At 38.9% G+C, this 15,305-nt stretch carries 14 protein-coding genes; 5 read left to right on the forward strand and 9 right to left on the reverse strand.

All coding sequences use genetic code 11. The features are described from left to right. Window positions 1-86: 86 nt before the first annotated feature. The 4 genes from ACZ5L8_RS04165 to ACZ5L8_RS04180 form a co-directional block, all read right to left on the reverse strand. On the reverse strand, window positions 87-2,942 hold the full coding sequence (locus ACZ5L8_RS04165; protein WP_464440015.1) for a gluzincin family metallopeptidase: 2,856 nt from the start codon (window positions 2,940-2,942) through the stop codon (window positions 87-89). 128 nt (window positions 2,943-3,070) lie between these two features. Beyond that, the gene (locus ACZ5L8_RS04170; protein WP_462598690.1) at window positions 3,071-3,760 is read right to left on the reverse strand and encodes an LOG family protein; all 690 of its coding nucleotides are present in this window, start codon (window positions 3,758-3,760) and stop codon (window positions 3,071-3,073) included. Between the two features lie 30 nt (window positions 3,761-3,790). After that, a complete protein-coding gene (uvrA, locus tag ACZ5L8_RS04175; RefSeq protein WP_464440017.1) occupies window positions 3,791-6,622 on the reverse strand; it encodes an excinuclease ABC subunit UvrA in 2,832 nt (943 codons plus the stop codon). A gap of 83 nt (window positions 6,623-6,705) precedes the next feature. Next, window positions 6,706-7,782, reverse strand: a complete 1,077-nt coding sequence (locus ACZ5L8_RS04180) for a DNA topoisomerase IB (RefSeq protein WP_464440019.1) — start codon at window positions 7,780-7,782, stop codon at window positions 6,706-6,708. A 104-nt stretch (window positions 7,783-7,886) separates the two neighbouring features. Between ACZ5L8_RS04180 and ACZ5L8_RS04185 the strand changes: the two genes are divergently transcribed. After that, on the forward strand, window positions 7,887-8,336 hold the full coding sequence (locus tag ACZ5L8_RS04185) for a GNAT family N-acetyltransferase (RefSeq protein ID WP_464440020.1): 450 nt from the start codon (window positions 7,887-7,889) through the stop codon (window positions 8,334-8,336). On the opposite strand, the gene ACZ5L8_RS04190 is transcribed toward ACZ5L8_RS04185, so the two are convergent. Then, on the reverse strand, window positions 8,337-9,071 hold the full coding sequence (locus ACZ5L8_RS04190; protein ID WP_464440022.1) for a hypothetical protein: 735 nt from the start codon (window positions 9,069-9,071) through the stop codon (window positions 8,337-8,339). Window positions 9,072-9,169: 98 nt separating this feature from the next. On the opposite strand from ACZ5L8_RS04190, the gene ACZ5L8_RS04195 reads away from it, so the two are divergent. From ACZ5L8_RS04195 to ACZ5L8_RS04210, 4 genes are all read left to right on the forward strand, one after another. Next, the gene (locus tag ACZ5L8_RS04195; protein WP_464440024.1) at window positions 9,170-10,069 is read left to right on the forward strand and encodes a DUF72 domain-containing protein; all 900 of its coding nucleotides are present in this window, start codon (window positions 9,170-9,172) and stop codon (window positions 10,067-10,069) included. Beyond that, window positions 10,066-10,557, forward strand: coding sequence for a gluconokinase (locus ACZ5L8_RS04200; protein ID WP_464440026.1), 492 nt, complete (start codon window positions 10,066-10,068; stop codon window positions 10,555-10,557). The genes ACZ5L8_RS04195 and ACZ5L8_RS04200 overlap by 4 nt, the downstream gene beginning before the upstream one ends. Before the next feature lie 73 nt (window positions 10,558-10,630). Then, window positions 10,631-11,260 (forward strand): hypothetical protein, encoded by a 630-nt coding sequence (locus ACZ5L8_RS04205; RefSeq protein ID WP_464440028.1) that lies wholly within the window; start codon window positions 10,631-10,633, stop codon window positions 11,258-11,260. Next, window positions 11,244-11,744 carry a hypothetical protein gene (locus ACZ5L8_RS04210; protein ID WP_464440029.1) on the forward strand — a complete coding sequence of 167 codons (501 nt, stop codon included), beginning with the start codon at window positions 11,244-11,246 and terminating at the stop codon, window positions 11,742-11,744. The genes ACZ5L8_RS04205 and ACZ5L8_RS04210 overlap by 17 nt, the downstream gene beginning before the upstream one ends. A 75-nt stretch (window positions 11,745-11,819) precedes the next feature. On the opposite strand, the gene ACZ5L8_RS04215 is transcribed toward ACZ5L8_RS04210, so the two are convergent. The 4 genes from ACZ5L8_RS04215 to ACZ5L8_RS04230 all read right to left on the reverse strand — a co-directional run bounded on the left by ACZ5L8_RS04215 (window position 11,820) and on the right by ACZ5L8_RS04230 (window position 15,235). Beyond that, entirely contained in the window at window positions 11,820-13,034 is a 1,215-nt protein-coding gene (locus ACZ5L8_RS04215) for a S8 family serine peptidase (RefSeq protein ID WP_464440031.1), read from the reverse strand. Window positions 13,035-13,247: 213 nt separating this feature from the next. Then, a complete protein-coding gene (locus tag ACZ5L8_RS04220) occupies window positions 13,248-13,922 on the reverse strand; it encodes a CPBP family intramembrane glutamic endopeptidase (protein ID WP_464440033.1) in 675 nt (224 codons plus the stop codon). Window positions 13,923-13,932: 10 nt separating this feature from the next. Next, the gene (locus ACZ5L8_RS04225) at window positions 13,933-14,463 is read right to left on the reverse strand and encodes a KdsC family phosphatase (RefSeq protein WP_464440034.1); all 531 of its coding nucleotides are present in this window, start codon (window positions 14,461-14,463) and stop codon (window positions 13,933-13,935) included. Further along, complete coding sequence (locus ACZ5L8_RS04230; RefSeq protein ID WP_464440036.1) at window positions 14,444-15,235, reverse strand: Rossmann-like and DUF2520 domain-containing protein; 792 nt, start codon at window positions 15,233-15,235, stop codon at window positions 14,444-14,446. The genes ACZ5L8_RS04225 and ACZ5L8_RS04230 overlap by 20 nt, the downstream gene beginning before the upstream one ends. Window positions 15,236-15,305: the final 70 nt, after the last annotated feature.

The raw sequence follows: 15,305 nt of genomic DNA on the forward strand, positions 1-15,305 counted from the left end.
TTGTATTTAAAAACGGTTTTACTAATTATAATTTAAAAAATCCACAAAAAACTATGGAGTTGGTAATTTGGCTACAGCCAAAAGATCTAATACCACTTTCTTGTAAAAAGACCGAGTAAAGTTCTAAGATCAAGGGTCACGATAAACCTAATCTTTTGATCATAATCAGGTTGAGCGATCTCCCAACCATTTGAAGAATAGACAGGAAAGAAAAGTTCAAAATAATCTTCCACTAAACTAGCGCGAATTCCACTGTCGTAAACAAACTCTGTAGGCAACTGCTTATTATGCACAAAACCTATATCGCCATAAGCGTGAAGAAAATTCCAAATGGTTGTGCTGGCGTTAACTGTAGCGATCCACTGGTTTGCAAAAGGAGTGTCTAGTTTTGATTTAAAACCACCTTCAGCAAGGATTAATTGCTGACTAAAGATCCCGCTATTTTCAGATCTACCATAATAATTATAATTAAAAAGGTAATCTGTAGGTCTGTCTAGCGCAAAGCTAAAATAGTCTCCTTCAGAACGACTGTCGTTAAAAATAAAGCTACCGGCATACAAGCGTAAATCCAAATAACGATTATTTAAGAAGAGCTTTCTATAACGAGCTGTCATGCTTATTTTACTAAACTTCTGCGCTAATTGAAAGTTTGTAGACCAGTTTAAAGATTTTATCACACCAGGATTTCGGTTCTCATAATTAACGTTGAAGACGCTATAATTAGGATCATCATTCACGATCAGATTACTTTCATCTCGTGAAACATTTATGCTACTGATGCTAAGAAACTGTCTTTTATCACTGCGATAATCGTCTGTTCTAAAACCAAAGGTGATATAAGGCGTGAACTTCCTGTAATATGCATCTGGCGCGTAAGAAGAAGAAGAACCGCCAAAACCATAGCGTATAGCATACAAATTTCCTTCTTCAATATTTTGTGTGTAGCGTAAACCGCCACCTCCAGAAAAATTACCAGATTTAAAACCGTAAATAGGCTCAATACTGTAATTAAAAGCCTTTGTCAGCACCGTTTTGTTATACATATTGATCCCCAGCTGCACACCGTCATAATAGTTATATTCCACAATGGGCATAAAAAACACCTGATCTTTAGATGGATCTTCAATATCCTGAAGCAGTTTAAACTGTATAGGTTTTTTAAATAAAAATGGATGAACTTTCTTATAATTATCCCTTCTATTATATTCTGGCACGATGCCTTCTGCGTTAAGCGCAACGCGATCTACGCCTTGTGAAGCGATAGCGATCGTAGTATCTTTTTTAAAACCGTTGATCCACTTTTTTGAGACGATACTATCTTTTTTCATCCCATAAACCGGAATAGGAAAAGCCGTTTCTCGCTTGTTTTTTATCGTGAGATAAATAGAATCTCCTCGTTCTTTTACCTCATTAAATTTGTAATCGATCTTCTGCCTGGTATTGATGTATTCATTAAAAAACCAGTCTAGATTTTGTGGCGTCGCATTTTTTTTCGCTTTAAGCGAAATATTCTCACGCAGCATTTCTTCAAACTTCGAAGAGCTTGTGGGTTTTAGTACATTGTCTGCGTAGTATTCTTTAATGGTGTTGTTCACAACATCGCCGTCTACATAATCCTCAAGATATTTTAAACCAGCGCCACCTTTATAAGGATTCCCGATGTTTTTATTGAATTTTATCAAACTGTCGTACGGCTGCGTAAGCGGCTGATCAAGATTTAATCGCGCCATGTGCAGATAAAGCAGCGGGTACTGATCGTTAAACTCAACCTTAGAAAGATTGAATTGACGCACTACCCAAAACCTCGTAAGATTACCTAGAACTTTAGCCTTAGGATAAAATTCATCCATGTAGCGCATCATCAAATTGATCTTAATGGCATCTGCAACCCAGCGATCATCACGCGGATTATAGATCAGCGCATTGTCTACATAATCGTTGATCGTAGTTTTTAAGATCTTAAGTTCGTAAAGAAAATCATCAGGAAACGGGCTCAAGAAATCAGGCAATTGATTTAACCCATACACCGGATTTTCCTTGTAATCCAGCTGAGAGATAAGCAGTTTATCAAAAGGATAATTACCTAATTCTTCATTGAGATAGGAGGTGATCTTGTCAATGATCAGCACTCGGTTAATTTGCGAAACTTTGCTATCTACAATGTTTGTTACAACCTCAAGATTATCTGTGGTTACACTTTCAAAATTTGAGATTTGACGTAGATAAATGGTCGCATTTGTTCTTTTTTCGCCATTGAGCGAAATTATATGGTGATCACTAACATAAGAAGTGCCGTTGTTGCGCTTGTCTAATTCTGTGATCACTTCATACTCCTTAGGCACAGATAATGTGATGTCAAAATCTGTCGCCAGTGCATAAAGATCATCTAAGTCTTTGTTGCTGTAATAATTCCATTTGCCATCATAAACAGCAGGCGACAAATACCAAAAACGTAAATTATAATCACCATTGTTTAGCGCGCCATACCCCGTGAATTTGCTATCTGGAAGTTTAACTTGTGCAAAAAGGCGCACTTTAACGCTTTGTCCGGGAAGTAGCGGTTTTCTAAGTGTAACACGCAAAACATCTGCAATACCATCTGGCCTGTCAAACTTAAGATCGTCATACGTTTCATTTGTAACGCGCTCTATAAAGGTGTTTCCACGCACACGTTCTTTAGCAAGGTGAAAGCTGCGATCATAGTTTGCCTCAAATCGTTTACCCAGTTCTGTGCGCTTCTCGCTAAAACTATTAGCCCAGTCGTTAAAATATATTTCGCTAAGCTTGTCTTGTGATGTGTTTGTAAAAACAACATCTTCTCCCATTTTTATGGTTCTGGTTTCAGGGTCAATGCTACCATTAATAGTGATTGACTGCTGACCAAAAAGCATAACAGGAATGCAAAATAGTACGATTAAAACCAGGGGCAAAGGTTTGCTCAAGGGTGTGATGGGTTTTTTAATTCTTCTTTATTGCTAACGATTTGATTTTTTGGTGCGGTATTTAGAACTAGCAATTTCTATACCTAAACGTAAAAATAACTTAGATGGTTTTTTGGCTTAAAGCCAAATTAAAAATTAGGGCTTAGCTGATACTTAGAATAAAAGTCATTAAGCGCGTCAAGTACTTCATCTTCTGTGTCTACAAGATAAAGTAGATCAATATCGCCATCACTTATATTTTGAAAAGAATCTAGAAGCGTATTTTTTATCCACGCAAGAAGATCTTTCCAGAAATCTGTTCCCACAAGAATAATAGGGAATTTATCGATCTTATGTGTTTGGATAAGTGTTACCGCTTCAAACAATTCATCAAGCGTCCCGAAGCCTCCAGGAAGCACAACAAAACCTTGAGAATACTTTACAAACATTACTTTGCGCACAAAGAAATAGTCAAAATCTAGACTTTTATCGCTGTCTATATAAGGATTGTCATGTTGTTCAAAAGGAAGGTCAATGTTAAGTCCTACTGAAGTCCCGCCGGCAAGGTGAGCACCTTTATTACCAGCTTCCATAATACCAGGGCCACCACCAGTGATCACACCATAACCGCCTTCTACGATCTTTTTTGCAATGTTCTCAGCCAGTTTGTAATATTTCATATCTGGCTTTGTACGTGCGCTTCCAAAAATTGAAACACAAGGCCCAATACGACTTAATTTTTCAAAGCCATTTACAAATTCTCCCATAATCTTAAAGATCGCCCAAGAGTCATTTGTCTTTATTTCATTCCAGCGTTTTGGTCTGATTTCATTTCTCATTCAATAGGTAATTTTATAAGCAAAAGGAGTCTAAGATAACTCTTTTGCTAAGAATTGAGCAGTATAACTACGTTTCTTCTTTATTATTTCTTCGGGAGTTCCTTTCGCGATAAGCTCACCACCGCCTTTACCACCTTCATATCCAATGTCTATGATGTGGTCTGCCATCTTGATCACATCCATGTTGTGCTCAATGATGAGAATGGTGTTTCCTTTATCTACAAGGCGATTGAGAACGTCCATTAAAACTCTGATGTCTTCAAAGTGTAAACCTGTTGTAGGTTCGTCTAGAATGTAGAACGTATTTCCTGTATCGCGTTTAGAGAGTTCTGTCGCTAATTTTATGCGCTGCGCTTCACCACCAGAAAGTGTTGTGGATTGCTGACCAAGAGAAATATATCCCAGTCCCACATCTTTAATTGTTTTAAGCTTGCGATAGATCTTCGGGATATGTTCAAAGAAATCAACAGCTTCGTTGATCGTCATTTCTAGAACATCAGCGATAGATTTTCCTTTATAGCGAATTTCTAACGTTTCGCGGTTAAAACGCTTGCCTTGGCAGGTTTCGCATTCTACATAAACATCTGGCAAGAAGTTCATCTCAATCACACGCAGACCGCCACCTTTACAAGTCTCGCAACGACCACCAGCTACGTTAAAGCTGAAGCGTCCCGGTTTATAACCACGTATCATCGCTTCTGGGATCTTAGCAAATAAACTACGTATCTCGCCAAAAACACCTGTATATGTAGCAGGATTAGAACGTGGAGTTCTACCAATAGGCGATTGATTAATATCGATCACTTTATCACAGTTATCCAGTCCAGAAATACTTTTATACGGCTTAGGAACTTTTACACCATTAAAGTAATGCGCGTTCATAATAGGGTAGAGCGTCTCATTGATCAAAGTAGACTTCCCACTTCCTGAAACACCAGTAACCACGATCATTTTTCCTAATGGGAAATCAACGCTTACATTTTTAAGGTTATTTCCGGTAGCGCCTTTAAGCGATATTTTTTTGCCATTTCCTTTGCGACGCTCTTCTGGTATTGCGATCTCTTGTTTTCCGGTTAAGTAAGCGGTTGTAAGCGTCTCTTGCTTCTCCAGATCTGCGGGGCTGCCTTCGCTTATGATCTCGCCACCATGTTTACCAGCTTTCGGGCCAATATCGATCACGTGATCTGCACGCAAGATCATGTCTTTATCGTGTTCTACAACAATCACAGAATTACCAATATCACGAAGTGATTCTAGAGAGTTTATCAACTTCTCGTTGTCCCTTTGGTGTAAACCAATGCTTGGCTCATCAAGAATATAAAGAACGCCCACAAGTTGCGAACCTATCTGCGTCGCTAGTCGTATACGTTGTGCTTCACCACCCGAAAGTGATTTAGAACTTCTATTTAAAGTAAGATAAGTAAGCCCAACATCTATTAAAAAGCTGATGCGAGAATTAATTTCTTTCAGGATTTCGCCAGCAATGGCCATTTGTTTATCGCTAAGCGACTCTGGCAGGTTTTTAAACCATTCAGCCAGATCAATGATATCCATGCTTGCGAGATCAGCGATACTTTTTTCGTTTACACGAAAATAAAGCGACTCCTTTCTCAATCGCGAACCTTCACAGTCTGGGCATGACACCTTATCCATGTACGCCTTTGCCCAGCGCTTTAAAGAAGCAGAATCATTATTGTTGTAAGTGCCTTCTATAAAAGTTGCAACACCTTCAAAATCTATTTTATAATCTCTCGTGATTCCCAGCGATTTTGATTCAACTTCAAAACGCTCATTGCCACCATGAAGAATGATCTCCATAGCTTCTTTCGGGATATCTTTAATTGGGTCATTTAGGCTAAAGCCAAAACGCTGCGCGATGAGATCGAGCTGTTTAAAGATCCAGTTTTTCTTCTGCGGTCCGTGAGGATCAAGTCCACCAGCGGCAATAGATTTATTAGGATCAGGAATGATCTTATCTACGTTTACAACGCGTAGTTCACCAATACCGTTACAAGTAGGGCAAGCACCCTTTGGCGAGTTAAAAGAAAAATTATTAGGTTCTGGATTAGGGTAAGAAATCCCAGAAGTAGGACACATTAAACTTCTACTGAAGAATCGCGCATCGCCACTATCATGGTCAATCACCATAAGTACATCTTCACCGTGATACATCGCTGTATTGATCGTCTCTAGCAAACGTTTTGTCATGTCTTTGCTATCTTCGATCTTAAGACGGTCGATCACGATCTCAATATCATGCGTTTTATAGCGATCTACTTTCATACCTTTTGTGATATCTAGTATCTCACCATCTACACGCACCTTTACAAAACCTTGTTTTGCGATAGATTCGAAAAGTTCACGATAATGACCCTTTCTACTTCTAATTACAGGCGCCAGAATATTAACGCGTTTACCAGCATAATCTTCAAGAATAAGATCTTTGATCTGCTCATCGCTATAACTCACCATTTTTTCGCCCGTTTCATAACTATAAGCATCGCTTGCACGAGCATAAAGTAAACGGAGAAAATCATAAATTTCTGTAATAGTTCCCACAGTACTGCGTGGGCTGCGGCTTGTAGTTTTTTGTTCAATAGCGATCACAGGAGAAAGCCCCTGAATGTTATCTACATCTGGGCGCTCTAATCCTCCTAAAAATTGTCTGGCATACGCCGAAAAGGTCTCAATATATCGCCGCTGACCTTCTGCATAAATGGTGTCAAAAGCCAGTGAACTCTTCCCACTACCAGAAAGACCGGTGATTACAACCAGCTTCTCTCGCGGAATCTTAACATCTATATTCTTAAGGTTGTGCACTCGTGCACCATAAACCTCGATCAATTCTTCTGTTTCGGCCATTTTTCTTTTCAAGTTTGCAAAGTTACTCATATTGAATGAGAAAACTTTGTAAGCCTAAAGCGTAGTAAAGTTAAAGTGTGTGACTAGATTTCTACCTCGTAGTTACTCAATAATTCTGTGATCACTTTCTCAGTTTGCGATAGTAATTCTCCTTTTTTACAATCGGTAGATTTTACTTTCTCAAAGTACGGTAGGATAGAACCATCTATATATCTTTCAGGCAGGGCAGGATGTACGTAGTAATTGCGACACACAGTTCTTGTGTTTCCTAGTGCTTCCGCCGAAGCGTCATAAGCTTTAATCATATTCTTCTCCTTGAGCTTTTCTTCCTCAGGATAGTCCATTTCGCGTAAAGCTTCAAAAAATATCTTTGTCGCGCCCCAGGTTCTAAAGTCTTTTGCAGAGAACATATCGCCACTTAATTCATGGATGTAATCGTTGATCATGGTGCTGTCTACAACATCTTTATTTCCGTTTTCATCATAAAACTGAAAAAGCTGCCATCCTGGGATTTCTTCACATTGATTCACAAGTTCTACAAGTTGTTCATCAAGGATCGCAATATCATGTTCTTTGCCTTTTTTACCTACGAATTTAAATCGCAATCCGCTCTCTGTGGTTTTTAAATGACGTGTGCGCAATGTAGACAGTCCGTAGGTTTTGTTGCGTTTTGCATAGCAAGAATTACCTACGCGTATGTGTGTTTCTTCCATCAATCTAATAACGAGCGCTAGCACTTTGCGCTTTGACATTTCGCTAGCGTCAAGGTCGTTGTCAACCTGTTTTCTTATCTGCGGCAACACATTAGCAAATGAAGCTAATTTGAAGAATTTAGTCTCGTTTCTAAGCTTGTTCCAAGTCTCGTGATAGAGATACACCTTGCGGTCTTTATCATCGCGTCCCACGGCTTGTATATGACCATTTGCTGGCTCAGCGATCCTAACATTTTGCCACGCAGGCGGGATCACTAGACCTTTAATACGTTTTAAAATACGTTTTCCTTGCAGTGACTTACCTTTATGTAAATAGCGGAAACCTCTACCGTGTTTTTTACGCTCAATGGTGAGGTGTGACGGTGTAACATAAATAAGATCGGCGAGGCGAGCAGCCTCTTCTGGGCTGGTGAGTAATTCTTCTAGATTGTCTTCAGAGATTGTCATGGTATTCAAATTTAGATTTAAAACCGCCCCATTGTTGATAAGGAAATGTGAAAAAAAGCTAAGACTTCATTAATTTAGCAGGCGATCCACTTTTGGTGAAAACCATGAAAAAAATATTACGAACAGACGCCACAAACACAGATTTTAAAGCTCTGGTAGCTAAACTTGATGCTGATCTTGCAATACGCGATGGTGATGAACACGCTTTCTATAATCAGTATAATGGTATTGAATCTATAAAATATGCCGTAGTATTTTATGAGGATGGCAAAGCTGTGGCTTGTGGAGCGATCAAGCGCTTTGATTACGCTTCCGCGGAAGTAAAACGCATGTACACCACTCCTGAAAGTAGAGGCAAAGGTTTAGCATCACAACTCCTTGCCGAACTTACAAAATGGGCAAAAGAATTAGGCTACAAGCGCTGCATCCTTGAAACGGGAATACGCCAACCAGAAGCAATTGCTCTTTATAAAAAGAACGGCTTTAAGATCATAGAAAATTATGGTCAATACGCTGGTGTGGAGAACAGCGTTTGCTTTGAGATGTCTATTTAATTACTCAGAATCTTTTTTCTCTTCTGGATCCTGATAGTTAAAGATCTTCTCATCGATCTCAGGATTGATCAGGATCTCTTTAATAGCAATAGGATACAGATTTTGAGAAATACTGTACGGGAAGTAAAAACCTTCTAAGTATCTAAAATCACCTAACGAAATAATATCTGGTTTGTTTGCCTTGATCGTTTCGATCACGATAGGCATGTAGTTTTGCTTCTCAAAGTAGAAATAGCTTATCGTAGAAGTTTCCTCTCCATCTACGTAGATAGAAGGTTGTTTTAATGAGATCTTGAAGGTCTCAATACCATCTTTAGTAACCGTTCCTAGATTTTTTACTTTATATCCTTTTTCTTGCCATTTGTAAAACGGTGAAGGAAAATCCTGAAAAGATTCCATGAAAATGCGCGTTTCCTCTGGAGAAAGAAGCACAGGTTTTTTACTGTTAAAGTCGGTTTGCCATAGATTCTGGCCGTCAAAGGCAAGTTGAGTTACCGTCTCACCATTGATCTTTGTGGTAACCGCTTGTTTGCCATCTTTCGTTTGATAAATAGTAATAGGTCTATTTATACCGTTTTGTTTTAAGACCGCTTTCATTTTTACGGCATCAAGTTCGCCCCATGTTTGTCCGCCTACATTAAGGATGTAGCGGTTTATGATTTCTTCAGCTGTTTGCGCTTTCGCGGAAAAAACTGCGACTGTCAATAGCATTAAAAAAGCAACGATTCTTTTCATCTGTTTTGAGATAGCTTAAATACAGCGCCTAAATTATGAAATACTCTTGAGGTGTGTTATAATTAGGGTATATTTGGTTACAACCAAAAATAAATTCTATGAAATTTGGTAAAGTTGAGCATCCAGAAACTGTAGATTTCACACTGCCAGCAGATCACAAAGATACCGCGGGAGCACTAGCAAAATATGACGACGGCAAGAAACCTAGGATTTTTGTGGGCTGCGCAAAATGGAATAAACAAGACCTGAAGAATTTTTATCCGCGAGGCACAAAAGATGAGTTAGGATATTACTCAAAACAGTTTAATAGCATAGAGCTCAACGCCACATTTTATAGACTTTTTCCTAAAGATCAGTTCGAGACCTGGCGAGAAAAAGTGCCAGAAAATTTTAGATTTTTCCCTAAGATCACACAAAACATTAGTCATTTAAAGAGACTTATTGACGCTGCGCCACGTGTGGATGAATATCTAGATCACACACTTTTGCTTAAAGAAAAGCTGGGCACGATCTTTTTACAAATGCACAATAATTTTAAACCAAAGGACTTTGATAGAGTAGAAGCATTTGTTGCGCACTGGCCTAAGGAAGTTCCGCTGGCGGTAGAGTTTAGACACACAGATTGGTTTAATGAGCAGGCTGTCGCCGAAAAGTTGTTTGATCTCCTTGAAGACAACAATATCTCAAATATTATTGTTGACACCGCAGGAAGACGCGATCTACTACACATGCGATTAACAAATGGTGAAGCTTTTGTGCGTTATGTAGGAGCAAATCATCCTTCAGATTATGACAGGTTAGATAAATGGGTTGAGCGCATTGCAATGTGGTGTGATCAGGGAATTAACCAAGTTAATTTTTTCATTCACCAGAATATAGAGAAAGAATCACCGCTGCTATCGGCGTATTTTATCAAGAAGCTGAATGCGCAATTAGGAACTTCACTTAAAATCCCAGGTTCTGATAATGATCGTAGCCCTTTAAAATTAGATCTATGAGTGCCGTTTATATAGCTGCTGGTGTTTCAGGATCCGGTAAGAGTACAATAGGTAAACTTTTGGCCGAAAGGCTAAACATCCCATTTTTTGACGGCGACGATTATCATCCACAGGCGAATATTGATAAAATGGCTGCGGGTCATCCACTAAATGATCAGGATAGAAAAGCGTGGTTAGAAGCGTTGTCAGATCTTATTGATATGCAACATAAAAAAGGCGGTTGTGTGATCGCATGCTCTGCGTTAAAAGAAAAATACAGAGAAGTGCTCAATAGAGATTATGTGACTTTTGTATTTCTTGATGGTTCTTACGAGACTATTTTTAACCGTATGAGTAGCCGTAAAAACCATTATTTTAAAGCAGATATGCTCAAATCACAATTTGCTGATCTAGAGCAAGCAGATTATGGCATTCATCTAGATATCACAAATTCGCCAGAAGAAATGGTAGATAATGCGATGAAGCAAATCGCTGAGAGCACAGACTAATTTTACGGCAATTGCCCTATTTTAAGTGCGGTGATTTCGTGAGAAATTTGGTGTAAACCAAAACATAAAAATCATGAGATCAATTACACTCTTACTAAGCCTATTTTTACTCACCACTTTATCGTGTCAAGAAAAAGAAAAACTGAACACAAAAGATTGTGGCGCGCTTAAGGAGTTTAAAATGGATAAGGCTTACGCCAAAAATGCTGACCTGCCAGAAATAGACTTCACTTTACAATATCCAGAAAATATAAAAGCAAGACCGGCGGAAGAAGGTAAGGATAATAAAAGCTATAATTATTTTGCGATAGAAGAAGACGGTACAGAGGTTGAAATGCTAAGTCTAGGTCATCTTACTTATGATGGCGGAACTTTTGAAGAGCATGCTAAAGGTATGCTTGAGTTTATAAAAACGCTTTTTGCATCTGCATACACACTGAAAGATCCTAAATTAGGTATGAAAATCTTTGACGGTAAAAAGTATCCCGTTTTTCAATCGCATGGAAAAATTTCTAATCCTGGTGGAACTTTTGATGGTGACTATTTAATTAATACCGTGATCCTAGAAAATCCTAATCCAGAGCTTGCTTCACTCATCGTTATCATGGTGGTGAAAAAGGGTAGAGGCGTGGTAGAATTTGAGGATTTTGCAGATAAAGCTTGTATCTCGACCATTTGGAAAACTATTGAGTACACTAATTAATATGGTAATACGAGGATACACTAAGCAAGAGCGCAGAAAATTAAGAAGCGGAGGATGCATTATGATCCCAGTTGTACTTGTCGTGCCGTTTTTTCTTCTAGCGGCTTATATTTTTCAGGGTTCGTTGTTGTTTAAGATAGGTGCGGTTGCGATACCAATTGCTGTGCTAATTGCCTTTATGTTTTCTATGAGGAAGATATTTCTTGACCTCAGAGAAAATAAACCAGAAATAGTAAAAGGATACATCACGCAAAAGGTAACAAGAGCTAATTTTTCAAATACAGGAAACACGAGCAGAACGGGAGCAGAGAATCATCCTTCACGCACAAATTATTATCTCATAATGGGCGAGAGTAGCTATCGCGTAAATGCAAATATCTACAACCAGGCGATTGAGGATACTTACTTTCATTTGATCAAAGCGCCAAGAAGCGGAATCATTGTGGGAATAGAGAGAGTTGAAGATCCTGTTTTTAAGAGATAAGATATTTTGGCTGTAGCCAAAAAAAAGAAAGGCATAAGAAAACTTATGCCTTTTTGATATTTTAAAAGATCTTGATTATTGCACACCTATAGGATCTGCATTTCCGTCAGGGTCTTCGTCTGCGGTTCCGCTGGTGTTAGGATTACCATTTGTGATCAATAGAACACCGGCTAAATGTGGCGCCGCCATTGATGTGCCGCTTAATGTTGCGTAAGAATTGTCTAAAGATGTGCTGTAAATATCAACACCCGGCTCAGCATAATCTACTGGCGAACCAAAGTTTGAAAATCGTGCAAAATCATCATTACTATCTATTGCGCTTACAGAATAAACGTTTGTAGCATTTGTTCTGGCAGGAGAATATTGCGTCGCAGAATCGCTGCTGTTACCGGCCGCAAGAGTTACATAAATACCGCGTTGTCCTGTGTTTGCTACAGCTTCATCTAGAGGTCTAAAAGTTCCGCCTGTAAGACTAAGGTTCATAACATCGCCTGCGCTAGCATTTGCAGCAACATAATCAACACCTTGGATTACGTCAGATAATTGTCCGCTACCATCAGAGGTTAGCACTTTTACTGCTACAAGCGTTGCATTTGCAGCCACACCACGAGAACCAAAAGAATTATCAATTGCGCCTATCGTACCAGCCACATGCGAACCGTGACCATTATCGTCATCAGCAGTAATTGAATTTGCATCAAAAGAAACGCTACGGTTAGTATCTACGTTTAAGTCTTCATGATCAAGATCGATCCCTGTGTCAACAACCCAGGCTGTTTTTCCTGTTCCGTTGCCTAAACCTACACGTTCTGTACCATAAGGAACTCTTTGAGAAGGTGAGTTACCAAAAAGGTCTCCAAATGAAAACGGAGAATACCCCATAATATAATCTTGAGAAACATATGCTACACGATCATCATTGCTTAGCATCGCAGCTTCTTCTGCAGTAATATTTGCCACAAAACCGGTAAGTGCGTTACCAAAAACCGCTTTTTCATTAAGAATTGGTAGATCTAGCTCATCCATTATAGAGTTTGTGGTTTCAAAAAGCCACTCAATACCATCGTCATAATTCATGTTTTGACTGTCGTACTCAGCTTTCATATCGTCTGTGTAAACTACGATATATTGGCCTTCTATCGGCTGAACTTGCATATCGCCAACAGATGAGATCGCACCAGCGTTATTCGTGTTGTCATTTGCATTATCAGAAGAACACGCCGTTGCTAGGGCGATAGATGAAAAAGCGGTAATAATAAATTTGAATTTTCGGGGTAAGTTTAAAGTCATAATATTTTTGATTTGCATCAAAAGTAATAACCGACTTCAGCCATTCATTGAACTTTAATTCTCACTTAACCAACTTTAACCCTTATTAATATTTTACAAGTAAAAAATGCACATTTTCACATAATATTTGGTTAACGAAAAAATTGAAAATGGAGTTGTAAGATCAACAGTGAGAAGTAGAATTATTGATTTTTTCTTTTGGCTGCAGCCAAATTATCGCTGACCCTGTGCCGCGAGCGCTAGTAGAAATGGAAGTGCATTATTCATAAAATGCAATGCCATGCTCCAGTAAATTGCGCCGTTCTTGATCTTAACCCAGCCCATCATAAAACCGGCGATGATGCGTGGTGCAGTAAGAATGAACAATGCTAAATTAAAGGTGAAACTATCCACATAATTGGAGATATGAACTAGCCCAAAAATCACAGAACTCACCACCCAAATCGAAATATGAAACCGCTCTAAAAAAGCTCTGATCTTCAAAGTGTATTTCTCAGGGATGAGCAGTGAGAGAACATAACTGAGTGTAAAAAGCAATACAATAATAAAGAGCGCATTGATCGTCCAGTGAGTTTCTGAGGGGATAAATCCATTGATCAAAACCGTGGGCCAGATCGCAAAAAACAACATTAGATCAAAATGACTAGGCTTAATCAACGTCCTGAACATCGCCTCTTCTAGAACAGGAGCGAGGATCAAGATCATAAATCCGGCTTTTAGTGGATTGCTAGTAATAAGTTCTGCAATGCCTTCTTGATCATACATGGACGTGTCCATAGATGGGAAGAATTGCGAGAAGAAGCTTATCGCTAGTCCATAAATGATATAAAGGGCTATTATATGAAAGTAGCCCTTGATGAGGTTTGCTATTTTTTCGGCAAAATCCAATGAGGTGTTTTTAATCGTATTGCGCGTCAAATTCTCGCATCCACTTGCCTTGTACTTTTAGCACTTGTTCTATCACGTCGCGCACACAACCTTTACCACCTTTTCTGTGGCTTACGTATTTTGAGATTTCTTTGATCTCTTTCACAGCATCTTGCGGGCAACATGGTAAGCCTACCATTTTCATTACAGGATAATCTGGGATATCGTCACCCATGTACAAAACATTCTCAGCCTTAATGTCGTGATTTTTAAAATACTCATTAAGCTGCTCTGTTTTTATGTGAGCGCCCAGATAGATATCAGTAATTCCTAGTCCGCTTAAGCGAGCGCGAACACCCTTGTTCTTACCGCCAGAAATTATACAGATATTAAAACCTTCGTTCAAGGCAGTTTTTAACGCATAACCATCTTTTGTGTGCATGGTGCGCAACATTTCGCCATCTGTGTTAATTTGTATCGTACCATCAGTAAGCACGCCATCAACGTCAAAAACAAATGTTGTGATATGCTTTAAATATTCTTTATAACTCTTCTCGCTCATAGCGTTTCAATATAGAATTTGTTAGTGTTTTATACAGTTCTTTTTGATCAAGATCTAAAGCGTCTATTTGCTTTTTTAAGACCTCATGATCACCTCTTCTTGCCGGGCCGGTTTGTGCATTTTTTGGTCCTAGTTCAAAACCTTTTTTTACCGTTTCTTCCACTAAGGGTTGCAAAATTTCAAAGGGCAAATTTGCTTTTTCAGATAGCTTTTTGGCTTCCGCCAAAATACTATTTACAAAGTTGTTTGCATACACGGCAGCAAGGTGTAATTTGGCACGTTGTTCACTATTCACTTCATAGTGATTTGCGCCCAAAGCTCCAGCGACATTTTTAAGGATATCTAGGTCCTTTTTATTTTTCGCCTCAAGGCAAAACGGAATTTTTTCTACGTCAATTTCGCGTCCAGCGGTAAAGGTTTGCAAAGGATAAAACACACCATAACGCTCATATTTTTTAAAAACGTTCACGCTCACACTGCCAGAGGTGTGAACGGTGAGAATATCGCCCACTGCAATTTTGTCAGTCATGCTTTTTAACGCATCGTCTTGAATTGCAAAAACAAGTAAACCAGTATTTTGCATATTATCAAGTGAAGTTTTGGTTGAGGTAATTTTTTTAAAAGATTCAAGCTTTACTTCACTACGTCCATACACACAATCTAGCCTTAAAAGTGGCGATTTTGCGATAGCATTTGCAAGCTGTGTTGCAACATTTCCTGTGCCTATGATAGAGATCCCGATCACGGGTTCAAAAGTAAGTAAAATTGCCAAGGCAGAAGCAGGGTTGAAACCTTTCTAAAAACTTTCTTAATGGTCTTGCGTGTCGTATCTTCGCGCCAGC

The organism is Leeuwenhoekiella obamensis, assembly GCF_055391795.1.

Coding starts and splice junctions, on each gene's coding strand:
- ACZ5L8_RS04190 (WP_464440022.1), bottom strand. CDS start 9,071: ATGAAAAGAATCGTTGCTTTTTTAATGCTATTGACAGTCGCAGTTTTT.
- ACZ5L8_RS04170 (WP_462598690.1), bottom strand. CDS start 3,760: ATGAGAAATGAAATCAGACCAAAACGCTGGAATGAAATAAAGACAAAT.
- uvrA (WP_464440017.1), bottom strand. CDS start 6,622: ATGGCCGAAACAGAAGAATTGATCGAGGTTTATGGTGCACGAGTGCAC.
- ACZ5L8_RS04200 (WP_464440026.1), top strand. CDS start 10,066: ATGAGTGCCGTTTATATAGCTGCTGGTGTTTCAGGATCCGGTAAGAGT.
- ACZ5L8_RS04205 (WP_464440028.1), top strand. CDS start 10,631: ATGAGATCAATTACACTCTTACTAAGCCTATTTTTACTCACCACTTTA.
- ACZ5L8_RS04185 (WP_464440020.1), top strand. CDS start 7,887: ATGAAAAAAATATTACGAACAGACGCCACAAACACAGATTTTAAAGCT.
- ACZ5L8_RS04225 (WP_464440034.1), bottom strand. CDS start 14,463: ATGAGCGAGAAGAGTTATAAAGAATATTTAAAGCATATCACAACATTT.
- ACZ5L8_RS04180 (WP_464440019.1), bottom strand. CDS start 7,782: ATGACAATCTCTGAAGACAATCTAGAAGAATTACTCACCAGCCCAGAA.
- ACZ5L8_RS04195 (WP_464440024.1), top strand. CDS start 9,170: ATGAAATTTGGTAAAGTTGAGCATCCAGAAACTGTAGATTTCACACTG.
- ACZ5L8_RS04215 (WP_464440031.1), bottom strand. CDS start 13,034: ATGACTTTAAACTTACCCCGAAAATTCAAATTTATTATTACCGCTTTT.